Genomic DNA, 25364 nt, shown 5'->3' with positions numbered 1-25364 from the left:
AGGAACGAGGGACGGCCGGGCGGAGCGCGGCGGTCCCGGAACCGGGGGGTAGGAGCCGTGACCCAGGACAAGGCCGCCGCGAGCGCGGAGGGCGGGGCCGAGCGCGAACTCGTGGTCCTGCTCGACGAGGAGCACCGGCGCGTGGGAGTCGCCGACAAGGCCACCGTGCACACCCGGGAGACACCGCTGCACCTGGCGTTCTCCTGTTACGTCCTGGACGCGGACGGGCGGGTGCTGATCACCCGCCGGGCCCTGGGCAAGACCACCTGGCCGGGGGTGTGGACGAACAGCTGCTGCGGCCACCCCGGCCCGGACGAGGACCTCGACGCGGCCGTGCGCCGCCGGGTCGGCCAGGAGTTGGGGATGCGCGTCAGCGGGGTGCGGCCCGCGCTGCCCGACTTCCGGTACCGGGCGGTGTCGGCCGAGGGGATCGTGGAGAACGAGTTCTGCCCTGTCTTCTGGGCGCGCGCGGAGGAGGGTCCGGACCCCGACCCGTCGGAGGTGGCCGAGTACGCGTGGGCGGAGTGGGCGGACCTGGTGGCGGTCGCCGAACGGACACCGTGGTTGCTGAGCCCGTGGGCGGTGGAGCAGATCCCCCGTCTGCGGATCCCCCACCAAAACGCGCTCTGAGCCGTGCGGCGGCCCCGGGAACGAAGGCGGGTCCGGGGTGCCGTGCGGCGGAGGCGGGAGGGGGCGCGCCGGGTACCGGTCGCGGGGACGGTGGGCGCGAGGGCGGCGACCGGGCGGCCGGGAGGCGCGAAGGGCCCCGCGCCCGGGTAGGAACGGGGTGGCCGTCCCCTACCCCCTCCCTGGAGCCGCTCCCATGTCCGAACGCCCCGCCGGGCGACCGCTCCGCCCGGCCGCCCTCGTCCTCGACGTCCTCGACACCCTCTTCCCCCTCGCGCCCCTGGAGTGGCGGTTCCGGGAGGCCGGAATCCCCCGGGTGCTCATGACCCGCTGGTCGGACCACCTGCTGCGCGACTCGTTCGCCCTGGCCCTGGTGGGCGGCGACGGCGCCGACCGCTCCTTCGAGGACGTGGTCCGGGGCGCGCTGCGCGACATCACCGGCCACCAGATCGCCCCCTCCGCCGAGGACGTCATCGTCGAGGGCATGGCCGGACTCGACCCCCGCCCCGAGGCGGCCGCCGCGCTGCGCGCCGCGCGCGGGGCCGGGGTGCCCGTCGCGGTCCTGGGCGACCACGACGACGCGCTGGCCCGGGGGCTGCTGGAGCGCGCCGGTCTGCTCGACCTGGTGGAGGGCGTGCTGGCCGCCCGCCCCGCCGGGGAGTGGCGGCCCGCGCCGGGCGCCTACCGGGCCGCCGCGGGGGCCCTGGGGGTCGCCCCGGAACGGCTGGCCCTGGTCACCGCGCACGGATGGGACGTGGCGGGGGCGCGGAACGCGGGGCTGGTGACCGGCTGGTCCTCCCACCTGGAGGGGCGCTTCCCGTCGGTCTTCGCCCCTCCGGACGTCTCGGGCCGGGACCTGGCCGAGACGGTGGACGGGCTGCTCGCCCTGCCCGCCGAGCACCCCGCAGTCCAAGTGACGAAACGGCGGCTTGACAACCGTCATGAGTGATGCACGTGGCCGAACCGGGGCTCGGACCGGTCGGCCTGCGGGCAGGGTGCGGGGCCATTGAGGGCTGTGATCTGCTGTTAGGCCCCTGCCGTCCCCACCGGGTGCGATCCTGGAAGCATGCAGTCCCCCTTGATCGCCTACGCCGATGAGTCGTTCCTCGAACACGACCACCGCGGGTACTACGTCGTGGCCAACGCCATCGTCGATCCGCAGCACTCGGAGGAGGCCCGCCAGGCCATGGACGCCCTGCGCGGCGGCCGCCGCATCGGCAAGACCCACTGGACAGAGATGGACGTCCCCCAGCGCAAGCAGGCCTCCGACGCCGTTGCCGCCATCGAGGGCGTCCACATCATCGCGGTCGGCACCCCGGTTCCTCCCCGACGTCAGGAACGTGCCCGCGCCCGCTGCCTGGAGCAGTTGGTCCCCGAACTCCACGACTACGGCGTGGAGACCATGATCATGGAAGCCCGCAGCCCGGCTCTGAACAAGCGCGACATCCGCACCATCATCGGAGCCCGCTACGCCCTCCCCAAGGGCGCACAGTTCACCATCGAGCACACCAAGGGTGCTGAGGAGCCGCTGCTGTGGGTGGCCGATGTCCTGGCAGGAGCGGTCCGGGCCGGCCGTGAGGGAGACGAGACCTACCGGTCCATCCTGGGTGAACGTATCTACGAGATCGACGTCGCCACCGGTTGCTGAAAAGGGCCCAGACATGCGCCGAGCCAGGTTCCCGGTCTGCCCCAGGTCGCCTGGCTCTACTTCCGGACCTCCGCGAAGTCCGACAGAGGCAAGTTTATACGTTGACTGATACTTCCGCAACGGACGCCGCCTGGCCCCGTACCGCGCAGGTGCCCGCTCTCACCGGCGCCATTCCCGCGCGAGTCCGGCGTGTGGTCCCTGGGGTCGCCCCGGAACGGCTGGCCCTGACAGTCATCCTCCTTTCGTTTGCTTCGTTTGTTTCGGATAATGCGGTTATAGGACTGACGTTCTGGTCTTGGCTTCAAAGCGAGGAGGAAGCATGGCCGTGTTGTCTTCGCACCCGAACACCAAGCAGATCCAGGCGGCCGCGAGCGCCCTACCCCGGATTCGCCGCTACCTGGACGAGCACCACGAAACACTGACGCCCGTCCCCGTCACCGTCGAGAACAGCCAGGAAGAACTCCTACTCCCGCGATCGGCCGTCGAACTGCTGGCCAGCGTGCTCGCGCACATGGCGGCCGGACGCGGGGTCTCGATCGTTCCGGACCACGCCGAACTGACGACCCAGCAGGCCGCGGACATGCTCAACGTCTCGCGCCCGCATCTGATCGGCCTTCTCCAGGCCGGAGAGATCGCCTACCGCAAGGTCGGTACCCACCGCCGGGTTCGTGCGGACTCCCTGCTGGAGTACATCGGCAGAGACGATCAGCGCCGCCGTGAGGCCGCCGACGAACTGTCCGCGATGACCCGGGAACTGGGCCTGGACTGAGATGCCCTTCATCGCCGACTCCTGGCGCAGACCGCCGGGAACGGTTACTGACGTGCTCGCCAGCCTTCAGCGCAACGGCCTTCACAGCTCGGTGGCGGAACTGCAATCCGAGTGATAGGCGACGGCTGCCCTGCTCGACAACCGTCACCGACGGGGCTCCGAGGACCATGGCCGCACCGGGCCCCGCGCCGGTGCGGCCTCCCGAATGGTCGGAGCGGCCTGTGAGTGGCCTGGAGAGTCAGACCAGTAACTGGGTGAGGTGGTGGGCCAGGGCTCCGGCGCTGGCGGCGAGGGCGTAGCCCCCGACCATCCAGCCCAGACGGCGGCGGGGCCTGCGGTGGCTCGCCGGACGGCGGGGACAGTTCGACCTGCGCGGAAGCGGCGGCGGGGGCGTGCGCTCGCGCCGGGGACGGGGAATCGGCGGGGGTTCCGGGTTCGCGCCCCCGCGGCGGCGGTGTTTCCGCGAAGTTCACCTCGGCCCGTCCGGCCGGTGCGACGGTCGCCGGAGGCTCCCGGGGCGCTCCCCGCGCCCGCCGGACCGCTGACGGCCAGCCCGGTGGCGGCACCTGGCTCGGTCCGGGGCCGGGTTGCCCGTACAGGCCGGGATCCGGGGGCCGGGGCTCAGGTGAGGTAGAACGGCCCCGGGCGGTCCTCGTGGGCGTAGCCGATCCGGTCGAGGATGCGCTGGGGCATGTCCGGCAGGGCCCTGGTCGGGAACCAGCGCACGTCCAGGCTCTCGTCTCCGCTGGCGTCGGGCGCCCCGCCCACGGGGCGGCAGCGGAAGGCCAGGTCGAGGAACTGCACGCGGTCGCCGTTGGGGTAGGTGAAGGGCTCCTGGGCGACCACGCTGCTGAGCCGCTCCACCTCGACCTCCACGCCGGTCTCCTCGCGCACCTCGCGGACCACGGCCCGGGCGGGCTCCTCCTCCGGTTCCAGGATGCCGCCGGGCGTGGACCAGCGGCCGTCGTCCGCGCGCCGGTGCAGGAGGACCTCACCCTCCTCGTTGACCACCACCGCCGTCACCCCGACGAGGGGCAGGAGGCCGTGGCCGACGTGGCTGCGGAGCGCGATGAGGAAGTCAGGAACGGGCATGGGCCCGAGGGTAGCCCCGGGACGCGTTGCGCGGGTACACACCCTGCTGAGCGGCGGGCGACTCCCGCGGAACCCGCCTCAGCCCTTCTTCCGGGCGGCGCGGAGCCCGGCGTGCTCCTCGGCCAGGATCGACATCAGCACGGCGTCGTGCCACTCGCCGTCCCAGCGCAGGGACCCGCGCCAGACGCCCTCCCGGACGAACCCCGACCGGGCGTAGGACCTCTGCGCGCGGGTGTTGAACGCGAACACCTCCAGGGCGACCCGGTGCAGCCCGGCCACGGTGAAGGCGTACTCCAGCACCAGGTCCGTGGCCTCGGTGCCGTAGCCCCTCCCGGTGACGGACATGCCGTTGAGCGCGATCCGGTAGCCGACGCTGGCGTTGTCCGGGTCGAGGTCGATCAGCGCGCACTCGCCCACGGGCGCGCCGCCCTCCCTCTCGAAGACCACCCAGTCGGCGCGGTCGTGGTGGTCGGGCCGCGTCGCGGCCCAGCGCACCAGCTCCTCCCTGGTGAACTCCCGGTGGGTGCCGGTGAGGCGGCGCACCTCGGGGTCCATGCGCAGCAGCGGTTCGACGAAGTGCTCACCGGTCCCGGCGTCGAGCGGTTCGAGGCGGACCCTCTCCCCGGTGAGGACGGGCTGGTCGCGGAAGACGTCGGGAGGCACCATGCCCGGGATCCCACCAGAGGGTTCGGCCGCGCGCAAGGGCTTTTCCGGTCCGGCCCCGGCCGCGCCCCCAGTTTCACGGTTCCGGTCCGGCCTCCCGGTTCCGGTCCCGGCTCCGGACTCCCGCTCCCGGCGTCGCCCCCGGTTCCAGGATCGCCCCCCCGGTCACAGCCGTCTCCCCCGCCGCGTCCGCCCCCGCAGCCACGCCCTGCCGGGGCAGCGCCCCCGCCCACGCCGTCGGCTCCCTGTACGATCCGGGCACGGTGTGCCGTGTCGGACGGGACGAGGGGGACCAGGTGTCGGTCGGTTCGGGAACGGTGAGCTTCCAGACGGTCCGGGAGACCAACCTGGGCGTCGTGCTGCGCACGGTCCGCGAGCTGGCCCCCTGCTCGCGGGCGGCGGTGGCCGCGGCCACCGGGCTGAACAAGACCACGGTGTCCAGCCTGGTCGCCGACCTCATGGCGCGCGGGCTGGTCCGCGAGACCGGGCGCTCCTCCCGGCAGCGGGTGGGGCGCCCCGGGGTGCTGCTGGACCTGGACGACTCCTCGATCGCGGCGATCGGCCTGGAGGTCAACGTGGACTACCTCTCGGTGGTCGCCGTGGACCTGCTCCAGCGCGAACTGGTCAGCCGCCACGTCCCCTTCGACGCCCGGTCGGCCGGGGCGGAGGCGTGCGCGCGGCACATCGCGCGCACCCTCGGCGCGACGGCGGCCGACCCCGCGCTGCGCGGGCGCACCGTGGTGGGGGTGAGCGTGGCGGTCCCGGCTCTGATCGACGCCCCCTCCGGAACGGTCACGCACGCGCCCAACCTGGGCTGGCGCGACGTGCCGCTGCGCGACCGGCTGACGGAGCTGCTGCGCGAGGCCGGGGCGGGGGACGTCCCGGTGCGGGTGGACAACGACGCGAACCTGGGCGCGGTGGCCGAGTACCGGGTGGGGTCGTCCGCGGGGACGGCCGACCTCGCGTACCTGACCGGCGAGGTCGGGATCGGCGCGGGCATCCTGACGGGGGGCGGGCTGCTGCGCGGCGCCAGCGGGTTCGCGGGCGAGGTGGGCCACCTGTCGCTGTCCCCGGACGGACCCGAGTGCGCGTGCGGGCGCCGCGGCTGCCTGGAGGCGCTGGCGGGGATCGGGGCCATCCTGCGCGGGGCCGTCCCCGACCGGTTCCCTGACCACCCGTTGTCGGGCAGCGACGTCGCCGAGCTGGTGGGGACGGCCGTGGAACGCGCCGAATCGGGTGACGCCGCCGCCGTCGGCGCGCTGGAGCGGGCCGGCACGTGGCTGGGCCGGGGCCTGGCCGTGCTGATCAACGTCACCAACCCGAGCCTGGTGGTGCTGGGCGGCTACTTCGTGCCCCTGGGCCCGTGGCTGCTGCCGAACTGCCGGGCGGAGGCGGCCGCGAGCGCGTTCGCGCCGGACGCGGGCGGCTGCCGGGTGGAGCTGTCGTCGCTGGGGCTGAGCGCGGCGGCCAGGGGCGGGGCCACCGCGATGATCCACTCGCTCGACGCCGGGCTGCTGCCCCTGCCCGAGCCCGTCGCACCGGCCCGGGAGTCCGGCGAAAAATCCGCCTCGGACCCCGCCTCGGAGCCCGTCGAGCATCCGGCGGCGGACACGGCACAGCCGGACGGAAGCACCGCGGACACCGCGTAGTGCCGTGACCGGGAGGGTTCGCCGGGCCCGCCCGTCCGACGGGATCCCGTACCCGTAGCGCACCTCGACCGCCCGACCTCGCCCAGAGGCGGGTCGGAGCCCCCCGCGTCACACCGGCGACCTTTCCGGACCGCTGCCGGAGGGCCGTGCTGGGCGGCGTTCAACCTGCCCTGAGCAGGGGACTCACCATCGTTCCGGCGTTCCGGCTCCGGAGCCCGCACCGGGCCCCGCTCTACTTGCACTCTCCCATAGTGGACAACACACATATCGGCGCTATCCTCTACCCATGTCCCTGCGCCACGCCATCCTCGGGCTCCTGTCCATCAAGCCGATGAGCGGCTACGACCTGAAGAAGGTGATCGACGAGAGCGTCGGGCACTTCTGGACGGCGGACCAGTCGCAGATCTACCGGACGCTCACCGGCCTGGTGGAGGAGGGCCTGGCCTCCCGCCGCACCGTGGTGCAGGAGGAGCGCCCCAACCTGCACCTGCACAGCGTGACCGCCCCCGGGCTGGCCGAGCTGGACCGCTGGCTCGCCTCCCCCCTGCGCACCCCGCCGACCCGGGACCCCTTCCTGGCTCGGCTGTTCTTCGCGGACCGGATGCGCACGGAGGACGTCCGGGAACTGCTGGACGCCCGCAGGCGGGAGGTGGGCGGGGAGCTGGCCGCGCTGGAGGCGATCGCCGTCCCGGCGCAGGCCGCCGGGCTCGGGCAGGCGCTCCGCCTGGCCACGCTCTCCTACGGCATCACCCTGGCCAGGGCGGAGCTGGACTGGCTCGACGCCACCGGACGACTGCTGGAGGACACCCCGTGAGCGAGCGGATACCGGCCCGGCTCGACAGGATCGCGGCGCGCTACGCCGCCGAGCCGGGGGTGTCGCTGATGAGCCTGGCCGTGGAGCAGCCCTCCACCGGGTTCGCCTGGAGCCACGGCGACACCGGGCGGCCGTACTTCGTCGCCAGCATCACCAAGCTGTACACCGTCGCGATGGTCATGCAGCTGCGCGACGAGGGGGCCCTGACCCTCGACACACCCGTCGCGGACCTGCTCGGCGCGGACACGATGCGCGGACTGAACACGTACGGGGGCCGCGACCACGGCCCGGCGATCACGGTGCGCGAACTGCTGACGCAGACCTCCGGGATCCCCGACTACTTCGAGCAGAAGCGCCCCGACGGCACCACGTTCCTGGGCGACATGCTCCGCGAGGACGCCGCCTGGTCCTTCGAGGACCTCCTCGACATGGCCAGGGCCATGCCGAGCCGGTTCGCCCCCTCGGCCCCGGGCAGGGCGCACTACTGCGACACCAACTACCAGCTGCTCGGGCGCGTGGTCGAGGTGGCCGCGTCCGGCGGCTACGACCGGGCCCTGCGCGCCCGGGTCCTCGAACCGCTCGGGCTGCGCGACACCTGGCTGTTCACCCCGCACACGCTGGACCGCTACGACGAGGTCGCCGCGCTCCTGCACGGCCGCACCCGGCTGCGCGTGCCGAAAGCGATCGCCTCGTTCCCGCCCGACGGAGCGGTGGTCTCGACCTCGGCCGACCAGCTCCGGCTCCTGCGCGCCTTCGTCGGGGGCGAGCTGTTCCCCGCGCGGTACCTGGCGGAGATGACCGCGCGCTGGAACCCGGTGTTCTCGCGCCTGGTCCCCATCGACTACGGGATCGGCGTCATGCGGTTCAGGCTCCCGCGCTGGATGACGCCGTTCACACCCGCCCCGGAGATGATCGGCCGCTCCGGGGCCTTCGGGAACGTGCTCTACCACGTGCCGGAACACGGCCTCCACGTCTCCGGCACCGTCAACCAGATGCTCCCCCGCAGCCTGCCGCACAACATCCTGGCCCAGCTGGTGGCCCAGTTCCGGTGAGCCCCTCCGGGCCCCGCCGGTCCGGGAGCGTACGGCGGCCGCCACGGGGACCCGGGCGGCCGGGACGGCCCGCCCGGGTGTCCGGACGGGCCGGTCGGGTGTCCGGACGGGCCGGTCGACCCGTGTCCTGCCCGCTGCCGCTCAGTCCGCCTCCGGTTCCGGGGCACCGCCGGTCAGGACCAGGTCGGCCACCGCCGTGCCCGGCCGGTCGAAGACCAGGTACAGGTCACGGATCCCCCCGGCTCCCCCCGCGTCCCCGAAGGCCGCGCCGACCTCGGTGAAGTCGTAGCCGTCCTTGCCCGCCGGGACGTCGGCCACCGCGGCGGTCGGTCCGTCCTCGGGGTCGTCCAGGCGGATGCGGACCGTGCAGGCGTGCTCGGCGTTCACCGTGAGGCGGCACCCGGTGGCCCCGTCCCCGAGGTCCACGCCGTGGAAGGCCGCCCACGCGCCGCCCTCCCGGGAGCGCACCGCGTCGCCCCGCTCGGGGGTGAGCGGGCACAGGGACGTGCCCCGGGCGTCGTCGTAGCCCGCGGCCGACCACGGCGTGCGCGCGTCGCGGGGCGGGACGGCCTCCCCCGGCACGTCCAGGGCCGCGATGGCGCGGATGTCGGTCGCCGAGCGCCCGACCAGCACCTGGCGCGGCGCTTCCTCCACCACGAAGCGGTCGCGGGTGGTGTCCCACAGCGCGAGCCGGTCCACGTCGAAGGAGACCGCGGCCATCGCGCTGCGGCCCGGCTCCACGCGCACCCGGGCGAACCCGCGCAGCGCGCGCAGCGGGGTCCGCACCCGCGAGGCCAGCTGGCGGCTGTAGACCTGCACCAGCTCGTCGGCGGGCCGCGTGCCCGTGTTGGCGACCACGACGGTGACGGTGACCCGGCCGCCGTCCACGCGGACCACCGGGTCCGCGTACTCCACCGACGTGTAGCCGAGTCCGTGCCCGAAGGGGTAGAGCGGCTCGCCCTCGAAGTACAGGTAGGTGCCGCGCGCGCCGACGATGTCGTAGTCGAGCATCCCGGGCAGGTCGTCGGCGGAGCGGTACCAGGTCTGCGGAAGCCGCCCGGAGGGCTCGGCGTCGCCGAAGAGCACGTCGGCGAGCCCGTGGCCGTACTCCTGGCCGCCGTGCGCCGACCACAGGACGGCCGGGACGTGCTCGTCGGCCCAGGTGATCCCGAACGGGCAGCCGCTGCTGAGCACCAGGACCGTGGCGGGGTTGGCCGCGCGCACGGCGCGCAGCACCCGCTCCTGGGCGGCGGGCAGGTCCAGGTCGGTCCGGTCCTCGGTCTCGCGCCCGTTGACCATGGGGTGGTCGCCCAGGACGACGACCGCGACGTCGGCGGCGGAGGCCGTCCGCGCGGCCTCCTCGGCGCCCGTGCCGAGCCCGTCCACGGTGAACGGGGCGGCCCGGTCCCCGTCCTCCGCCAGGACGAGGAGGCCGTCCCGCACGGTGACGCCGCGACCGCTGTGGACGTGCGTGAGCCGCAGGAGGCCGTCCTCCTCCGCCAGGCGGAAGGTCTGGGTGACCTCCCAGGTGCCGGGGCCGGGCGCGGTACAGGCCAGGACTCCGTCGGCCCCCGCGTCGACGTACCTGCCGGTGCGCACCGAGCGCAGGGCGCAGGCGCCGCCGCCCCAGTCCAGGAGGTCGAAGTCCGCGCCCCCGACCGGGGCGCCCTCCGTCCGCGCGCCCTCCGTCCGCGCGCGCTCCGCCTCGGGCGCGCGCCTGCGCAGGGTTCCGTCAGCGCCGCGCAGCGCCCCGTGCTCGTCGGGGAGGACCGTCCGGAGCGGCCCCCCGTCGCCGGGGTCCGCGACGGTCGCGCCCCCTGCGGCCCCCAGCCGGATCCGGTCCACGCCCTCGCAGAACACCGTCTCCACCCGTTCGGCGATCCCGGCGCGCGCGGTGACGGCGTAGGGCAGCGTCCCGCTGTACCAGTCCTCCAGCACGGTGTCTCCGAGCTGGCCGACGACGGCGACCCGGCGCACGTCGCGCAGCGGGAGCAGCGCGCCCTCGTCGCGGAGCAGCACGATCGAGCGGGTGGCCGCCTCCCTGGCCAGCGCCCGGTGCTCGGGGGTGTCGAAGGCCCCGGCAGCCCCAACGCTGTCCCCGGCCCCACCTGCGGTCCCGCCCCCGGGTTCCCCCGGGGTACCAGCAGTCCCCGCAGCCCCGGTACCATCCCCGCCCTCTCCTGTGTCCCCGTACCCGCGCTTCCCCACGGCGTCACCGACCCCGGTGTCCCCCGTGCCCACGTCCCATACCTCACCGTCCGGACCGTCCCCGGCCAACAGGTCCCCGCCCACCCCGGCGAGCCCGTCAACCCCGCCCATCACGGGGTCGAACTCGCCCAGCCGTATCCGGACCGAGAGCACGTTGCGCGCGGCGCGGTCGATGTCGGCCCCGGTGAGCAGCCCCCGGCGCAGCGCCTCGCGCACGTGCCCGAGGGTGGCCCCGGCCCGGTCGTCGTCCTGGGTGAAGCTGTCCAGACCGGCCCGGATCGCGTGCGCGTAGGCCGTGGGCAGGTCGGGGTGGAAGTGCTGCGCCTCCACGAGGTTGGCGGGCGCGTAGGCGTCGCTGACCACCAGCAGGCGGTCGGGCGCGGTCGGGCGCAGCACGTCGCCGATCAGCGGGCTCAGGTGCGCGGGCCGGCCGTTGACCAGGTTGTAGGAGGGCATGACGGACACGGCCGCCCCCTCGGCCAGCGCGGGCAGGAAGGCCTGCAGCTCGTACTCGTGCAGGACCCTGGGCGGCAGGTCGCTGGAGGTCTCGCAGCGGCCCTCCTCGTTGTTGTAGGCGAGGAAGTGCTTGAGGGTGGGCGCGAGGCGCAGCGTGTCGCCGTCACCGGCCAGCCCCCGGGCGTAGGCGGCGGCCAGGAGCCCGGTCAGCCACGCGTCCTCGGAGTAGCCCTCCTCGTTGCGGCCCCAGCGGGGGTCGCGCAGCGGGTTGACCACGGGCGCCCAGACGTTGGGTGACGCGCCCGCACCCCTGCGGGCGAGCACCTCGTCGCCGACGGCCCGGCCGACGAGGCGGAGCAGGCCGGGGTCCCAGGTGCTGGCCAGGCCGACGGCCTGCGGGTAGACGGTGGCCGGTCCGAGCCAGGCCAGTCCGTGCAGCGCCTCGGTCCCGGTCCGGAAGGGGCCGACACCCAGGCGCTCCACGGGGGCCTGGTGCTGGTGGAGCAGGCCGATCCGCTCCTCCGGGGTGAGGCGGGCGAGCAGGTCGTCCACGCGCCGTTCCGCGGGCAGGGCGGGGTCCCGGTACGGCGGCAGGTGCGGCTGGAGGGTCATGGGGGTGTTCGCCTCTCGTGCGCGAGGGTATTGTCCTTCGAAATCGAACCGCTTCGACTTCGATACCTGAAGACCTTGTGTGCCACATCACAGTGGAGTAATTTGTTTGTCTAAACGGCCAACTAATTCATAGCAAAATGGCCCTTCGTTTCCTACCCCCCTTGGGCTCCCCCGGCCTGCTCAACCGAAGGAACGACGCTATGCGCACCACCCCCCTGCGCCTGCCCCCCAGCCGACGCCGCTTCCTCGGCCTGGTGGGCGCCTCCACCGCCGCGGCGCTCACCGCCGGAACGCTCACCGGCTGCGGCTCGGAGTCGTCCAGCGGCGGAGGGTCCGCCTCCTCCGCCAGCTCGCTGGACGACCTGATCCCCACGCACATCCCGTTCCAGGGGGTCACCCCCGACATCCCGGGACAGCACGGCGCGCCGGACGGGTTCACCGCCTACCCGACGGAGTTCGTCCAGGCCGTGACCGAGGCCCCCGGCCGGGGCGGGCAGTACACCGCGATGACCCCGCTGTGGGGGCCGATCCCGCCCGGCCTGGGCGACAACTCCTTCTTCGAGTACGTCAACGGGCGCCTGGGCGCCACGGTGGAGTTCAACTTCCAGGACGGCAACTCGGTCATCGACAAGATGAACGCGGTGATCGCCGGACGCGACGTCGCCGACATCACGATGATCCCCGACTGGGTCATCAACCTGATCCCGCAGTTCAACCGGGCCGTCGGCGAACTGTTCGAGGACCTGACGCCGCACCTGGCCGGCGACGCGGCGCAGGCCTACCCCCTGCTGGCCAACCTGGACAGCGACGCCTGGCGCTGGAACGTCTTCAACCAGCAGCTGCACGGGGTGCCCTGGCCCGCCGAGCCCTTCGGCAACTGGGTCCTGTACCGGCGCGACCTCCTGGAGGAGTACGGCCTGGAGGCCCCGACCAGCCCCGACGACCTGTTCGCGATCGGCGAGGAGGTCAACGACCCGGACAACAACCGCTGGGCCTTCGGCGACTTCAACCTCACCATGCGCCAGGTCTTCGGCGCGCCCAAGCAGTGGCGCTACGCGGGCGGCGAGCTCACCCACATGTTCGAGACCGAGGAGTGGAGGGCCAGCATCGAGTACATGCGCAGGCTCTTCGACGCGGGGCTCGTCCACCCCGACATCGTCGCCCAGGGTGACAACTCCAAGGAGCTCCTCAACTCCGGGCAGATCCTCTTCAACCAGGACGGCATCGGCGCCTGGCACGAGGCCTACATGCAGATGCTCGGCGACAACCCCGACTTCCGCCTGGACCTGATGCCGGTCTTCGGCAACGGCGGCGCCGACCCGGTGATGCACCGCAGCGACCCCTCGGCCCAGTCCGTGTTCCTGCGCAAGGGCATGGAACCGGAGCAGGTCGAGGAGATCCTGGGCATCGTCAACTACTGCGCCGCGCCGTTCGGGACGCGGGAGTACATGGACTACCGCTACGGCGAGGAGGGCGTGCACCACGAGCTCAACGACGACGGCGCCCCGCAGCTCACCGACACCGGCAACGGCGAGGTCAACGACGGCTACTACTTCATCAGCGGTCGCCCCCAGGCGATCACCGAGAGCCAGTACCCGGACTTCGTGCCGTGGAAGTGCGACTGGTACAACCACGCCGCCCAGTTCACCGAGGACGACCCGTTCGCGGGCATCCGCATCCAACGCCCGGAGCGCTTCTCCGGGGCCGAGACCCCGCTGACCGACAGGGTCAACGACATCATCCGGGGCCGCGAGGACCTCAGCGCCCTGGACCAGGCCGTCGCGGACTGGCGCCGCGACGGCGGCGACGAGGGCCGCGAGTTCTACATGGGGGTCCTCCAGGAGCACGGCCGTGACTGAGCGGACCGTGACCAAGGGCGAACCGCCCTCCCCGGCCGCCGCGTCCCGAGGGCGCGGGGGCCGGGGTCGGCCCCCGGCCGTCCCGGACCTCAGGGGCGGGTCCGCGCCCCCGGTGCGCAGGCGGGTCCCGTTCGGGGCGAGGCTGCGCCGCGACTGGCAGCTCCTGCTGATGACGGTCCCGGCGATCGGTCTGCTGGCGGTGTTCCACTACACGCCGACCCTCGGCAACATCATCGCCTTCCAGGACTACAACCCCTGGGACGGGGTGTGGGGCAGCCCGTGGGTGGGGCTGGCGCACTTCGAGCGGCTGTTCACCGACCCCCGCTTCTGGTCCGCGGCGGGCAACACGCTGGTCATCGCCGCCGTCCAGCTGGTGTTCTTCTTCCCCATCCCGATCGCCCTGGCCATCCTGCTGGACAGCGTGCTCAGCCCCAGGCTGCGGATGGTGCTCCAGAGCATCGTGTACATGCCGCACTTCTTCTCGTGGGTCCTGGTCGTCACCCTGTTCCAGCAGATCCTGGGCGGCGCGGGGCTGTTCTCGCAGATCCTGCGGCAGAACGGGTACGCCCCGCTGGAGGTCATGACCGACCCGGACGCGTTCCTGTTCGTGGTCACCTCCCAGATGGTCTGGAAGGACGCCGGGTGGGGCACGATCATCTTCCTGGCGGCGCTGGCGGCCGTGAACCAGAACCTCTACGAGTCCGCGGCCGTGGACGGCGCCGGGCGCTGGCGGCGGATGTGGCACATCACCCTGCCGGGCCTGCGCCCGGTGATCGTCCTGCTGCTCATCCTCAAGATCGGCGACATCCTCAACGTCGGCTTCGAGCAGTTCTACCTCCAGCGCGACGCGTTCGGTTCGGGCGTGTCGGAGGTGCTGGACACCTTCATCTACCACCAGACCCTGGTGACGGGGAACTTCAGCGCGGGAGCGGTCGCGGGCCTGGTCAAGGGCGTGGTCGGACTGGTCCTCATCGTTCTGGCCAACAAGCTGGCCCACAAGATGGGCGAAAACGGAATCTACCGACGAGCATGAGCACACTGTTCAAGGACCGCCCCGTGTGGGCGGAGCGCCCCAGCCTCCCCGCGCGCGCCGCGAAGAACACCACCCTGGCCGCCATCGCGGTCGTCATCGTCTTCCCCCTCTACGTCGTGATCCTGACCAGCCTGTCCCCCGCCTCGGCGGTGAACAGCGCGGGCGGCCTGGTGCTGGTCCCGCAGGGGATCTCCTTCCAGGCCTACGCCGACCTGTTCAGCGGCGGTGTGGTGACCCGGGCCGTGCTGGTCAGCCTGGGCGTCACGGCCGTGGGAACGCTGGTCAGCCTGGTGGCGACCGTCCTGGCCGCCTACGGGCTGTCCCAGCCCGGGTCGCTGTGGCACCGGCCGCTGCTGTTCGCGGTGCTGCTGACCTTCCTGTTCGCGCCCGGGATGATCCCGCTGTACCTGCTGGTGAGCAACGTCGGCCTGATCGACAGCTACTGGTCGCTGATCCTGCCGACGGCGGTGAACGCGTTCAACCTGGTGGTGATGCGGGCGTTCTTCATGAACCTGCCCCAGGAGATCGGCGACAGCGCCCGGGTGGACGGGGCGAGCGAGTGGACCATCATGACCCGGCTGGTCCTGCCCATGTCCAAGGGGGTCACCGCGGTCGTCGGCCTGTTCTACGCGGTGGGCTACTGGAACGCCTTCTTCAACGCCATCCTCTACATCAACGACAACGCCAAGTGGCCGCTCCAGCTCGTGCTGCGCCAGTACGTGCAGCAGGGCCAGCAGCTCAGTTCGAGTTCGGTGATCGGCGACGCGATGCAGGGAGGGACCGCCTCGGCGCCCAACCTGGCCATCCAGATGGCCATCGTGGTGGTGGCCCTGGTGCCGGTCACGTTCGTCTACCCGCTGGTCCAGAAGCACTTCACCAAGGGCGTCATCATCGGCGCCGTCAAGGGGTAGCGCCGCCCCAGGTCCGCCCGCGCCCCCGGGGTTCTCCCTCCTCCTGGAACCCCGGGGGCGCGGGTGTGTCCGGGTTCCGGCCGGTTCACCCCTCCTGCCGGGTCAGCTCCCGTTCCATCTCCTCCAGGGAGACGGACCCCTCCCGGCCCTCCTCCTCAGCTTCGGCCGCGAGACGGCTGGGCCACGCGTCCTCCGCTGCCTGCTCCACTTCGGACAGGGTGGCGGTCACCGGCTCGTTCATACGGCCCTGTGTAGCGGATGCGGGTCTGCTCCTGGGCAGGAACGGCTCAATGCCCCGAAGGCGTGGCACGGCGGGGCCGGGAACCGCCCCCGCGGTTCCCGGCCCCGCCGTGTCAGGGCGTCAGCCGCAGGCCTCCCCGTCGAGGGTGAGCCCGGTCGGCTGCGCGGGCTCGCCGTCGACGATCCCGTTGAAGCCGACCGTCACCGAACTCCCCGGGGCGATCCGGGCGTTCCACCCGGCGTCGGTGACCCGCACGGAGGCGCCGTCCTGCGTGTGCGCGCCGTTCCAGAGGCTCGTGACCTCCTCACCGGCCGTGAACTCCCAGCCGACCTCCCAGCCCTCCAGGGCCTCGTCGCCGGTGTTGGTGACCGTCACCCCGGCCTGGAAACCGCCGGGCCAGGTGTTGATCAATGTGTACTCGACATCGCAGTCCCCGGGTTCGGGCTCGGGGTCCGGGGACGGCTCCGGGGTGGGTTCGGGGTCCGGCGAGGGCTCGGGGTCGGGGTCGCCGCCCCCGCCCGCCAGGTCGCCGTAGACGATCCCCCGGCCGTTGGTGCCGACGTAGACCCGGCCGTAGACGTCGGGGTCGCCGGTGACGGTCGCCCCCGTCCAGGCCCACTGGTGCTGATCGTCGTTGATCCGCACCCAGCTCCGGCCCGCGTCGTCGGAGCGGAAGATCCCGCGCACGCCGTCGATCCTGGAGCTGGTGTACACCGCCGGGTAGTCCGAGCCCGGCGCGGGCGCGCCGAAACCGACCGCGTCGCCCTCGTCCACGGCCTCGACCTGCTCGAAGGAGGCCCCGGCGTCCGTGGTCCGCCACATGCCGTAGTGGTCCCCGGTGCCTCCGGCGACCCACACGTCACCGGTGTGGCCGGGCACCGCGCCGAAGCGGATGTTCCCCTCGGCCGGGAGCCCCTCGAAGCCCGCCGTGAAGGTGGCCCCGCCGTCGGTGCTGGTGTAGAACGTGCCGCCGGAGACGGCGTAGAACACGTCCGGGTCCACCCTGTCGGCCTCCACCCTCGCGCCCGCCGGAACACCGGTGGAGGCGGTCCACGACGAGCCCAGGGTGGTGGAGGCGTGGACGCCGGTGCCGTCGGGGCTCCACACGAGGGACGAGCCGTCCGCGTTCACCGCGACCGTTCCGCCGCCGGTCACGCCGCCGGGTTCCTGTCCGGCCCACCAGCTCTCGCCGCCGTCGGTGGACAGGCCGATGGCGGCCTCGGCGTCGCTGCCGCCGACCCGCGCGATGGTCGCGGGCTGGAGTTCGGCGAAGTCCAGGCTGGTCCCGTGGCCCCAGTAGGGCTGCTGGTACATCTGGTCGGGGACGGTCTCCAAGTCGTGGTGGGTGAAGCCGCCGATGTCGAGCAGGGCCGAGTGCAGCGGCGCCCCCTCGGGCGGGCTGATCAGGTCGTTGACGGCCGTCTCCTCGATGCCGTGCGCCCTGACCCCGATGTCGAAGGTGGTGCCCGCGTCCCAGTTGGTGAGGTTGTCGCTGCCGTAGACCGTGGCGCCCGTGCCGTACATGAAGCGGTCGGAGTCGAACGGGTCGATCGCCATCGCCTGCGTCATCCAGCCGAGTTTGGGCTGGGTCTCCGGGGGCGTCCCGGTGCCGCCGAAGTCCAGCCAGGGCGCTCCGGAGATGTCCATCTCGTAGCGCATGGTGCGCTCGGGGTAGGCGCCCCAGTCCCACGCCTGGGTCCAGGTCCGGCCGCGGTCGGTGCTGCGGTAGATCTGGATGTCGGGCCACCAGGAGATCTGGGTGGCGACCATCAGCGTGTCCGGGTCCTGCCGGTCGATGGTCAGGCCGCCGTAGCCGAAGTAGTTGTCCTCGGAGCCGGAGGGGACGGGGCTGATGTCGGTCCACTCCCCCGTCGCCAGGTCCATGCGCCACACGTCGCCGGAGTCGCCGTCGTAGGGGCCGGGGGTGCTGGTGGTGGCCATGTAGAGCTGGCCGCCCTCGTGGTCCACGACCGAGTGCGCGGGCAGGTGCCCCGTGGGCGCGCCGGGGACCGGCTCCCAGGTCTGCCCGCCGTCCTGACTGCGGTAGACCGGGTCGTCGAGGTCGGCGACGCCGACGTAGACGTCCTGGGTGACCGAGCCCCCGGACCCGGTTCGGGGGTCGAAGTCCACCCAGGTCACGCCGGTGATGTCGGACATCATGCCGGACTCGTCGGCCGGGTCCTGGACGTAGTCGCCGGGGTTGGGGAAGGCCTCGACCTCGGCCCAGGTGGCACCGTGGTCGGTGCTGCGCCACAGGCCGTTGCCGCCGCTCGCGCCGAAGTAGACGACGCTGTTGTCGTTGGGGTCCACGGCCAGGCGCTCGCCGAGGCCGCGACCGGGCATGTTGCCGCCGAGCTTGAAGGGCAGTTCGGCGACGTCCCAGGTCTCGCCGCGGTCGTCGGAGCTGAGGATGGCCCCGTTGTTGGGATCCCAGTCGTTGGTGTAGGTGCCCACGGCCGCGTACACGCGGTCGGGGTCGACGGGGTCGGTGGCGATGCTGACGACGCCCGTGTAGCCCCACTCGTCCCAGCCGACCCAATCGAGCAGGGGGATCCAGCGTTCGGTGTCGGGGTTCCAGCGGTAGGCGCCGCCGATGTCGGTGCGCGCGTAGGCCAGGCCCGGTTCGGTCTCGCTGAAGACGATGCCGGGGACGAAGCCGCCCCCGACGATCTCGACGTTGTCCCACTCGTAGGCGGCCTGCGCCGCGGCCGGTTCGGCGGGGGCGGCCCCGGCCGCGGTGGTGGCGACGACGGTGGAGGCGGCCAGTGCGGTGGCCGCCGCGACGGCGAGCGCCGGTAAGCCCCGCCCGCGTCTGGGGGGCCGGTGCTGTTCGGGAGGCATATGCGGGCTCCTTGGGGGAATCGGGGGGTGAGCCCTCCCCGGAAATCCGGTCCCGGGGCAGGCGCGAATTCCCCATTAGTCTGGATAGCCGACTAACCCCCGGCAAGGGGTGTTGCGCGGGAATTTTCGAAGCGATTCGACTCCTTCTCGGCAACCACCGCGAATTGCAGGGACACCGTCCGGTCCGGTACCAGGTCCACCCCGTGCCGCTCCCCGCCGGGCAGCGCGACCACCGTCCGGCGGGGCTCGACCGCCCGCAGCCGCGCGCGGGCCCGGCCGCCGGACCACTCCAGGAGTTCCACGACGACCCCGCCCCGGGCCCGCAGCCCCTCCACGCGGCCCGAGGCCCACTCCCGGGGCAGGGCGGGCAGCAGGTCCAGGCGCCCCTCCGCGGACCGGGCCAGCATCGCCGCCGCCACGGCCGGGAACCCGCCGCCGATGTCCACGTTGAACAGGCTGCCCCGGTTGTGCGTGGGCACCAGGGTGGGGCGCCAGTAGCGGGTGGCCAGCAGGCACAGGGTCTCGTGCGCCTCGGCGGCCAGGCCCAGGTTGGCCGCGGCCAGCCCCAGCTGGACCAGCCCGAAGGCCATCTCGTCGGACTCCTGCCCGCGCCACCACGCCAGGCGGGCGCGCACGGCGGCGACCGCCGCCGCGCGCAGCCGGGGCGAGGCCAGGGCGGGGTCGGTCTCGTACCAGAGCGGGTACAGGTGGGAGGCGTGCCGGTGCGCGTGCCGCTCGCTCTGCTCCACCGGCCCGGCCGGTCCCGCCCACTCCGCGAGTTCGCCGTCCGGGGCGACCCGGTAGCCGGGCAGCCGCGCCCCCAGCCGGGCCCAGCGGCGCGAGCCGGGAACGCCCAGCACGCGGTGCGCCCGCAGCAGGTTGCGCACCAGGTCGCGCACGGCCGCGACGTCCATGGTGGCGTTGACGGCGGCCTGGCCGTCGCCGTCCCCGGGGGTGTTCTCCGGCGAGTAGGAGGGGGAGAAGCCCTCGTCGGTGAGGAAGTCCTCGTGGAACTCCGCGGCGGCGGTGAGGAAGGGCAGGGCGCGCTCGCGCAGGAAGGCGCGGTCGCGGGTGTGGGAGTAGTGGTCCCAGTACAGGCGGGACGTCCACGCCGCGCCCGCGGTCCAGCAGGTCAGGCACCACTCGGGGCCGAAGTGGTTGTGCCTGCCGGAGGTGGAGGCGTGCGCGGGCAGCAGGATCCCCCGGCAGCCGTAGAGCCGCCGCGCGTTCTCCGCCAGGTCGTCGGCCATGCCGTCGAGGAGGTCGAAAAGGCCGGTCATCAGCTCGGGCGTGCCCGTGGTGTGCAGGGCCGCGAGGGCGGAGGGCAGGTTGCCGTCGAAGGTGTACCCCGACCGCCACGGGGGGTCGTAGGTGCCGCTCCACACCCCCTGGAGGGTGGGCGGCAGATCGCCGCAGCTGGAGATGACCGCGTACCGACCGGCGTCGACCAGGCGGGCGATCAGGGCGGGGGCGGCCCCCGCCGCCAGGAGGTCCTCGCCGAGCGCGTCGGGGCGGGCCGGACCGCTCTCCAGCTCCAGCCGGAAGCGGGACATGAGGTCGCCGTGCACCGCCCGGTGGCGTTCGAGCGCCCCGGCGAAGCCCTCCGGACTCCCGGTGGAACCACCGGCCGGTTCCCCGGCGTCCCCGGTCCGGGCCCCAACGGGGCCAACGGGACCAGCGGGACCAGCAGGGCCAACGGGACCAGCGGGACCAGCTTCCGAGCCGGATATCGGCACGTCCGGACAGAACGCGACCCCCGGGACCTCCCCGCCGGACACGGAAACCCCATCAGCCCCGGGCCCCGCTTCCGGCGCGGCGAACCCGTCCACCCGCACGCGCGCCGTCAGCCGCAGCCGCCGGACGCCCCGCAGGTCCAGCCCCTCGCCGTCGGCGCCGACCCGGCCGCCCTCGGCGCTGACGGCGCAGGTCACCGTGTACCCCGACAGGCCGCCCGGCGGGCGCCCGGGGAAGCCCGCCCGCAGGGTCAGCAGGCCGGGGCCGGTCTCGCGGACCACCGTCATCGGGACCGGCGGTGCCTCCTCCAGCGCGGTGAGCCGCAGCGTTCCGTCCAGGCCGCGGGGCGAGGCGAGTTCGACGACCACGGCGTCGTCGGGCCGGGAGGCGAAGGCCCGGTGCACGGTCCCGTCCGGCAGTTCCTCGGTGACCAGCCCCGAGTCCAGGTCGCACGTGCGCGTGACCGGCCCCGGCCGGAGCCCGCGCGGTGCGAACGAGAGCACGGCGGCCCCCACCAGCGGGTCGATCCACCGGGTGTCGGCGTAGCCCGGGTGCTCCCGCGCCGCGGACTCCGCGATCCGCTCGGCGGCCTCGCGGGAGCGGCCCCGGCGCAGCAGCTCCCTGAGTTCGGGCAGCAGGGGCGCGGTCCCGGGAGCGGGCAGGGGCTCCGTGACCGGCAGGAAGAGCCGCTCGTGGCACAGGGTGAGGCGGACGCGCTCCGCCGTCGAGTGCACGAGCGCCCCCTGCCGCCCGTTTCCGGTGACCAGCGCGTCCTCCCAGTTCCCGACCGGATGGCGGGTGCGGACCCGTCGTGCTGCGGACATGCGCGCTCCTCGTGTGGGGGGTGTCGCCCGGAAGGGTTTTCGCCCTACTTTGTTGGCGCACACACCAAACCAGAAGGAGTTCCCCATGTCCTCTCCGCTGTGGTTCGGCGGCGACTACAACCCCGAGCAGTGGCCGGAGGAGGTCCAGGCGGAGGACGTGGAGCTGATGCGCCGCGCCGGGGTCAACCTCGTGACGGTCGGCGTCTTCTCGTGGGCGCTGCTGGAGCCGAAGGAGGGCGAGTACCGGTTCGAGTGGCTGGACCGGGTGCTGGACCGGCTCTCCGACGCCGGGATCGGGGTCGCGCTGGCCACCCCGACCGCCTCTCCCCCGCCGTGGTTCGGGCTCGCCTACCCCGACGCGATGCCGGTGACCGCGGACGGGACCCGGCTCACCCACGGCAGCCGCGACACCTACGACGTATGCTCCCCCGACTACCGCGAGGCCTCGGTGCGCATCGCCCGCGCGCTGGCGGAGCGCTACTCCGCGCACCCGGCGCTGCGCCTGTGGCACGTGCACAACGAGTACGGGACGTGGTCGCACTCCGAGCACACCGCCGGGGCCTTCCGCGACTGGCTGCGGGGTCGCCACGTGGACCTGGACCGGCTCAACGCGGCGTGGACCACGGCATTCTGGAGCCAGCACTACTCGGAGTGGGAGCAGGTCCAGCCGCCGCGCGCGACCCAGTACCTGCCCAACCCGGCGCACGTGCTGGACTTCCGGCGGTTCCTGTCGGACGCGATGCTCGACCACTTCCTGTCCCAGCGCGACGTGCTGCGCGCCGTGCGGCCGGACGTGCCGGTCACGACCAACCTGGCCTTCGGCGACTGGGTGCCGGTGGACCCGTGGCGGTGGGCCGAGCACCTGGACCTGGTGGCCGTGGACGACTACCCCGACCGGACCGGGCAGGGCGGGGCGGAGCAGACCGCCTTCGCCGCCGACCTGGCCCGCTCGTGGGCGGAGCGCGTGCCCGGCCCGGGACGGCCGTGGCTCCTGATGGAACAGGCGGCTGGTGTGACCTACACGGGCGAGGTCGCCCGGCCCAAGGCCCCCGGGGAGACGGCGCGGCACAGCCTGGCACACGTGGCGCGCGGGTCGCGGGGCGCGATGTTCTTCCAGTGGCGGGCCTCACGGGGCGGCGCCGAGCAGTGGCACTCGGGGATGGTGCCGCACGCCGGGCCGGACTCGCGGATCTTCCGCGAGGTGTGCGAACTGGGGAGCGTGCTGCCCCGCGTGGCGGAGGCGCGCGACGCCGACGTGGTCGCCGACGCGGCGCTCACCTGGGACCCCGAGTGCTGGTGGGCGCTGGGCAGCCCGTCTCTGCCCGTGCGGGGCGTGGACTACCTGGAGGCCGCGCGCCAGGTGCACCGCGTGCTGTGGCGGTCGGGTCGCACGGTGGACATGGTGCGACCCGACCGCGACCTGCCGCGGGTGCCGCTGCTGGTGGTGCCCGCCCTGTACCTGCTCTCGGACGAGGCGGCCGAGCGGCTGGCCCGCTACACCGAGGACGGCGGAACGCTGGTGGTGACCTTCCTGAGCGGGGTTGCCGACCCGGACGGGACCGTGCGCACCGGCGGGTACCCGGGCGCGCTGCGGGACCTGCTGGGGGTCCGGGTCGAGGAGGCGCACCCGCTGCTGCCCGGGGACTCGGTGGGCGTGGACCTGGGCTCGGTGCGCGAGGAGGTCACCCTGTGGAGCGAGCACGTCCACCTGGCGGGGGCCGAGGCAGTGGCCCACTACGCGGGCGGACCGCTGGACGGGCTGCCCGCGGTGACGCGGCGGCGCCACGGCGCGGGCGAGGCCTGGTACCTGTCGGCCCGGATGTCGGACCGGGGCCTGGCACGGCTGCTGGCCGAGGCGGCGGGGACGGGGCCGTTCCCGGAGCCGGGGCTGGAGGTGGTGCGCCGGGTGGACCGGGACGGCGCGTGGGTGTTCGTCACCAACCACGACAACCGGCCGCGGTGGATCGACCCGGCCCGGTTCGGGCTGGACGCGGGCGCCCGCGACCTGGTGTCGGGCGTTTCGGCGCAGGGGATGACCCTGCCGGGCGGCGGGGTGGCGGTGTTGCGCGGCCACCCCGTTGACAATTAGTTGTGACTCTAGACAAACTATTCCGGAGTCCTGCGCCTACCTCAGGAGACACGACATGAGCAGCTACCAGCCCGTGCCCGCGGACAGGTTCACCTTCGGTCTGTGGACCGTGGGGTGGCGCGGGGTGAACACCTTCGGCGACCCCGTCCGCCCGGTGCTCGACCCGGCGGACGCCGTGCGCCGCCTCGCCGACCTCGGCGCGCACGGGATCACCTTCCACGACGACGACCTCATCCCGCCCAGCAGCTCCGACACCGAGCGCGAGGACATCCTCAGGCGGTTCCGCGCGGCCCTGGACGAGACCGGGCTCAAGGTGCCGATGGCGACCACCAACCTGTTCTCGGACCCGGTGTTCCGCGACGGCGGGTTCACCTCCAACAGCCGCGACGTGCGCCGGTACGCCATCCGCAAGGTCATCCGCAACATCGAGCTGGCCGTGTCTCTGGGCGCCAAGACGTACGTGTGCTGGGGCGGCATGGACGGCGCCGAGACCGAGGCGGGCAAGAACGACCACGCCGCCCTGGACCGGCTGCGCGAGGCCTTCGACATCCTGTGCGGCTACGTGCGCGAGCAGGGCCACGACCTGCGCTTCGCCCTGGAGCCCAAGCCCAACGAGCCGCGCGGCGACATCCTGTTGCCCACGGTGGGCCACGCCCTGGCCTTCATCAACGAGCTGGAGCACCCCGAGATGGTGGGGGTCAACCCGGAGGTCGGCCACGAGCAGATGGCCGGGCTGAACTTCGCGCACGGCGTCGCGCAGGCCCTGTGGGCGGGCAAGCTCTTCCACATCGACCTCAACGGCCAGCGCGGGATCAAGTACGACCAGGACCTGCGCTTCGGCTCGGGCGACGTCAAGGAGGCGTTCTTCCTGGTGGACCTGCTGGAGAGCGCGGGTTACGACGGCCCGCTGCACTTCGACTTCAAGACACCGCGCACCGAGGACATGAGCGGCGTGTGGGAGTCGGCGGCGGCCTGCATGCGCAACTACCTCATCCTCAAGGAGAAGGCCAAGGCGTTCCGCGCCGACCCCGAGGTGGTGGAGGCGCTCGCGGCCTCGCGCGTGCCCGAGCTGTCCCAGTCCACGCTGGGCGAGGGCGAGTCCCTGTCCGACCTGCTGGCCGAGGAGATCGACCTGGCCGAGGTCGGCGCGCGGGGCTACCACTTCGAGCGCCTGGACCAGCTCGCCATGGAGCACCTGTTCGGCCTGCGCTGACCTTCCGCTCCCGTATCCGGGCCGTGTTCCGCGCGAGGCGCGCGGGGCGCGGCCCCGGCTGTTTCCGGGATCGGCGCGGGGCGGCGGCCGGTTCCGGGCGGGCGGGGTGGAGTCGGGACGGCGGCCGGATCTGGGCAACAACCGGGTCGGCGCCCTGTCTGGGCACCGTGTCTGGACAGACGGGGCCGTGGGTAGTGGCGGTGGTCGGAAGCACCCCACCGAAGCGGAGGCGAACATGGCCGAGGACGCCATCACCCTGATCCTGAAGGACCACCGGACCATGGAGGAGCTGTTCGACCGGCTCCAGTCCGAGCCCGACCAGCGGCCGCGCCTGCTGGAGGAGATCGAGGCGATCCTCACCGCGCACAGCCGCGCCGAGGAGGACGAGGTGTACCCGGCCGCCGCCGAGGCCGCCGGCGAGGGACCCGAGGTCCGGCACGGCACGGAGGAGCACCAGGAGGCCGAGGAGCTGCTCCGCAAGCTGAAGGACTGCGACCCGAAGAGCAGGGAGTTCGACAAGCGCTGCAAGGAGTTCGTCGACGCGGTCAAGCACCACGTCGAGGAGGAGGAGAGCGACGTCCTGCCCGGCCTCAGGGAGGCGGTGAGTCAGAAGCGGGCCCAGGAGCTGGGCAGGGCGTTCTGGGAGCGGCGCGAGCAGGAGCTCAAGCGCTTCGACGTCAAGGGCAGGGTTCCCAGGCAGCGCGACCTCTACGAGGAGGCCAGGGAGCTGGACATCGAGAACCGCTCCAAGATGAACAAGGCGGAGCTGGCCGAGGCCGTGCAGAAGGCCCGGCGCGGCTGAGCTTCCCCCAGGGGAGCCCCTCGCGAGCACAGGACGTGAAACGGCCCCGCCGGGCAGTTGCCCGGCGGGGCCGTCACGTACACCGGAACGGTGCGGCGGTCGCCTCACGGCGCGGTGCACAACACGGCTCCTGCCGCCCTTGCGGGCGCGGTATTCCGTGAAGGCTTTGAGTGGAGCCCGGGGGACACTTTCTACCGCACCTTCCGGCACCCCGTACAACGGGAGGG

Annotated in this window: 20 protein-coding genes; 14 read left to right on the top strand and 6 right to left on the bottom strand. The window is 73.2% G+C overall.

Annotation, left to right across the window (positions count from 1 at the left end):
• Positions 1 to 57: 57 nt before the first annotated feature.
• The 5 genes from idi to PV789_RS29865 all read left to right on the top strand — a co-directional run bounded on the left by idi (position 58) and on the right by PV789_RS29865 (position 3159).
• Positions 58 to 630 (top strand): isopentenyl-diphosphate Delta-isomerase, encoded by a 573-nt coding sequence (gene idi, locus PV789_RS02240; RefSeq protein WP_274975946.1) that lies wholly within the window; start codon positions 58 to 60, stop codon positions 628 to 630.
• Between the two features lie 193 nt (positions 631 to 823).
• Positions 824 to 1576, top strand: a complete 753-nt coding sequence (locus tag PV789_RS02235; protein WP_274975945.1) for an HAD family hydrolase — start codon at positions 824 to 826, stop codon at positions 1574 to 1576.
• A 117-nt stretch (positions 1577 to 1693) separates the two neighbouring features.
• The gene (locus tag PV789_RS02230) at positions 1694 to 2275 is read left to right on the top strand and encodes a DUF3800 domain-containing protein (protein WP_274975944.1); all 582 of its coding nucleotides are present in this window, start codon (positions 1694 to 1696) and stop codon (positions 2273 to 2275) included.
• Positions 2276 to 2594: 319 nt separating this feature from the next.
• Positions 2595 to 3044: a helix-turn-helix domain-containing protein gene (locus PV789_RS02225; protein WP_274975943.1), complete on the top strand. Its 450-nt coding sequence runs from the start codon at positions 2595 to 2597 to the stop codon at positions 3042 to 3044.
• 1 nt (position 3045) lies between these two features.
• Complete coding sequence (locus tag PV789_RS29865) at positions 3046 to 3159, top strand: VapC50 family PIN domain-containing toxin (RefSeq protein ID WP_475467272.1); 114 nt, start codon at positions 3046 to 3048, stop codon at positions 3157 to 3159.
• Between the two features lie 506 nt (positions 3160 to 3665).
• On the opposite strand, the gene PV789_RS02220 is transcribed toward PV789_RS29865, so the two are convergent.
• Positions 3666 to 4136, bottom strand: a complete 471-nt coding sequence (locus tag PV789_RS02220; protein ID WP_274975942.1) for an NUDIX hydrolase — start codon at positions 4134 to 4136, stop codon at positions 3666 to 3668.
• A 78-nt stretch (positions 4137 to 4214) separates the two neighbouring features.
• A complete protein-coding gene (locus tag PV789_RS02215) occupies positions 4215 to 4802 on the bottom strand; it encodes a GNAT family N-acetyltransferase (RefSeq protein WP_274975941.1) in 588 nt (195 codons plus the stop codon).
• Positions 4803 to 5095: 293 nt separating this feature from the next.
• On the opposite strand from PV789_RS02215, the gene PV789_RS02210 reads away from it, so the two are divergent.
• From PV789_RS02210 to PV789_RS02200, 3 genes are all read left to right on the top strand, one after another.
• Positions 5096 to 6448: an ROK family transcriptional regulator gene (locus PV789_RS02210; RefSeq protein ID WP_274975940.1), complete on the top strand. Its 1353-nt coding sequence runs from the start codon at positions 5096 to 5098 to the stop codon at positions 6446 to 6448.
• A 286-nt stretch (positions 6449 to 6734) separates the two neighbouring features.
• Entirely contained in the window at positions 6735 to 7262 is a 528-nt protein-coding gene (locus tag PV789_RS02205) for a PadR family transcriptional regulator (RefSeq protein ID WP_274975939.1), read from the top strand.
• Positions 7259 to 8314, top strand: coding sequence for a serine hydrolase domain-containing protein (locus tag PV789_RS02200; protein ID WP_274975938.1), 1056 nt, complete (start codon positions 7259 to 7261; stop codon positions 8312 to 8314). Before PV789_RS02205 ends, PV789_RS02200 begins: the two co-directional genes overlap by 4 nt.
• A gap of 141 nt (positions 8315 to 8455) precedes the next feature.
• Here PV789_RS02200 and PV789_RS02195 read toward each other — a convergent pair whose 3' ends face one another.
• A complete protein-coding gene (locus PV789_RS02195; RefSeq protein WP_274975937.1) occupies positions 8456 to 11590 on the bottom strand; it encodes a glycoside hydrolase family 3 protein in 3135 nt (1044 codons plus the stop codon).
• A gap of 200 nt (positions 11591 to 11790) precedes the next feature.
• On the opposite strand from PV789_RS02195, the gene PV789_RS02190 reads away from it, so the two are divergent.
• The 3 genes from PV789_RS02190 to PV789_RS02180 are packed head-to-tail and all read left to right on the top strand — an operon-like array spanning position 11791 to position 15393.
• Complete coding sequence (locus tag PV789_RS02190) at positions 11791 to 13449, top strand: extracellular solute-binding protein (RefSeq protein ID WP_274975936.1); 1659 nt, start codon at positions 11791 to 11793, stop codon at positions 13447 to 13449.
• A complete protein-coding gene (locus tag PV789_RS02185; protein WP_274975935.1) occupies positions 13442 to 14482 on the top strand; it encodes an ABC transporter permease in 1041 nt (346 codons plus the stop codon). The genes PV789_RS02190 and PV789_RS02185 overlap by 8 nt, the downstream gene beginning before the upstream one ends.
• Complete coding sequence (locus tag PV789_RS02180) at positions 14479 to 15393, top strand: carbohydrate ABC transporter permease (RefSeq protein ID WP_274975934.1); 915 nt, start codon at positions 14479 to 14481, stop codon at positions 15391 to 15393. Before PV789_RS02185 ends, PV789_RS02180 begins: the two co-directional genes overlap by 4 nt.
• An 85-nt stretch (positions 15394 to 15478) precedes the next feature.
• Here the strand turns inward: PV789_RS02180 and PV789_RS02175 are convergent, their stop codons facing one another.
• The 3 genes from PV789_RS02175 to PV789_RS02165 all read right to left on the bottom strand — a co-directional run bounded on the left by PV789_RS02175 (position 15479) and on the right by PV789_RS02165 (position 21033).
• Positions 15479 to 15634 (bottom strand): hypothetical protein, encoded by a 156-nt coding sequence (locus tag PV789_RS02175; RefSeq protein WP_274975933.1) that lies wholly within the window; start codon positions 15632 to 15634, stop codon positions 15479 to 15481.
• Positions 15635 to 15754: 120 nt separating this feature from the next.
• Entirely contained in the window at positions 15755 to 18475 is a 2721-nt protein-coding gene (locus tag PV789_RS02170) for a cellulose binding domain-containing protein (RefSeq protein ID WP_274975932.1), read from the bottom strand.
• 92 nt (positions 18476 to 18567) lie between these two features.
• Positions 18568 to 21033 carry a glycosyl hydrolase family 95 catalytic domain-containing protein gene (locus PV789_RS02165; RefSeq protein WP_274975931.1) on the bottom strand — a complete coding sequence of 822 codons (2466 nt, stop codon included), beginning with the start codon at positions 21031 to 21033 and terminating at the stop codon, positions 18568 to 18570.
• A gap of 85 nt (positions 21034 to 21118) precedes the next feature.
• Between PV789_RS02165 and PV789_RS02160 the strand changes: the two genes are divergently transcribed.
• The 3 genes from PV789_RS02160 (at position 21119) to PV789_RS02150 (ending at position 25137) form a co-directional block, all read left to right on the top strand.
• Positions 21119 to 23122 (top strand): beta-galactosidase, encoded by a 2004-nt coding sequence (locus PV789_RS02160; protein WP_274975930.1) that lies wholly within the window; start codon positions 21119 to 21121, stop codon positions 23120 to 23122.
• 55 nt (positions 23123 to 23177) lie between these two features.
• On the top strand, positions 23178 to 24335 hold the full coding sequence (xylA, locus tag PV789_RS02155; RefSeq protein WP_274975929.1) for a xylose isomerase: 1158 nt from the start codon (positions 23178 to 23180) through the stop codon (positions 24333 to 24335).
• A gap of 235 nt (positions 24336 to 24570) precedes the next feature.
• Positions 24571 to 25137: a hemerythrin domain-containing protein gene (locus tag PV789_RS02150; protein ID WP_274975928.1), complete on the top strand. Its 567-nt coding sequence runs from the start codon at positions 24571 to 24573 to the stop codon at positions 25135 to 25137.
• Positions 25138 to 25364 lie beyond the last annotated feature (227 nt).

The organism is Nocardiopsis camelliae (assembly GCF_028993595.1).
Taxonomy (GTDB): Bacteria; Actinomycetota; Actinomycetes; order Streptosporangiales; family Streptosporangiaceae; genus Nocardiopsis; species Nocardiopsis dassonvillei.
This window is presented reverse-complemented; position numbering and strand designations above follow the sequence as displayed.

Excerpts from the sequence above, each read along its gene's own strand:
- PV789_RS02235 (WP_274975945.1), top strand. The coding sequence starts at position 824 with ATGTCCGAACGCCCCGCCGGGCGACCGCTCCGCCCGGCCGCCCTCGTC.
- PV789_RS02230 (WP_274975944.1), top strand. The coding sequence starts at position 1,694 with ATGCAGTCCCCCTTGATCGCCTACGCCGATGAGTCGTTCCTCGAACAC.
- PV789_RS02225 (WP_274975943.1), top strand. The coding sequence starts at position 2,595 with ATGGCCGTGTTGTCTTCGCACCCGAACACCAAGCAGATCCAGGCGGCC.
- PV789_RS29865 (WP_475467272.1), top strand. The coding sequence starts at position 3,046 with ATGCCCTTCATCGCCGACTCCTGGCGCAGACCGCCGGGAACGGTTACT.
- PV789_RS02220 (WP_274975942.1), bottom strand. The coding sequence starts at position 4,136 with ATGCCCGTTCCTGACTTCCTCATCGCGCTCCGCAGCCACGTCGGCCAC.
- PV789_RS02215 (WP_274975941.1), bottom strand. The coding sequence starts at position 4,802 with ATGGTGCCTCCCGACGTCTTCCGCGACCAGCCCGTCCTCACCGGGGAG.
- PV789_RS02205 (WP_274975939.1), top strand. The coding sequence starts at position 6,735 with ATGTCCCTGCGCCACGCCATCCTCGGGCTCCTGTCCATCAAGCCGATG.
- PV789_RS02195 (WP_274975937.1), bottom strand. The coding sequence starts at position 11,590 with ATGACCCTCCAGCCGCACCTGCCGCCGTACCGGGACCCCGCCCTGCCC.
- PV789_RS02190 (WP_274975936.1), top strand. The coding sequence starts at position 11,791 with ATGCGCACCACCCCCCTGCGCCTGCCCCCCAGCCGACGCCGCTTCCTC.
- PV789_RS02180 (WP_274975934.1), top strand. The coding sequence starts at position 14,479 with ATGAGCACACTGTTCAAGGACCGCCCCGTGTGGGCGGAGCGCCCCAGC.
- PV789_RS02175 (WP_274975933.1), bottom strand. The coding sequence starts at position 15,634 with ATGAACGAGCCGGTGACCGCCACCCTGTCCGAAGTGGAGCAGGCAGCG.
- PV789_RS02170 (WP_274975932.1), bottom strand. The coding sequence starts at position 18,475 with ATGCCTCCCGAACAGCACCGGCCCCCCAGACGCGGGCGGGGCTTACCG.
- PV789_RS02165 (WP_274975931.1), bottom strand. The coding sequence starts at position 21,033 with ATGTCCGCAGCACGACGGGTCCGCACCCGCCATCCGGTCGGGAACTGG.
- PV789_RS02160 (WP_274975930.1), top strand. The coding sequence starts at position 21,119 with ATGTCCTCTCCGCTGTGGTTCGGCGGCGACTACAACCCCGAGCAGTGG.
- xylA (WP_274975929.1), top strand. The coding sequence starts at position 23,178 with ATGAGCAGCTACCAGCCCGTGCCCGCGGACAGGTTCACCTTCGGTCTG.
- PV789_RS02150 (WP_274975928.1), top strand. The coding sequence starts at position 24,571 with ATGGCCGAGGACGCCATCACCCTGATCCTGAAGGACCACCGGACCATG.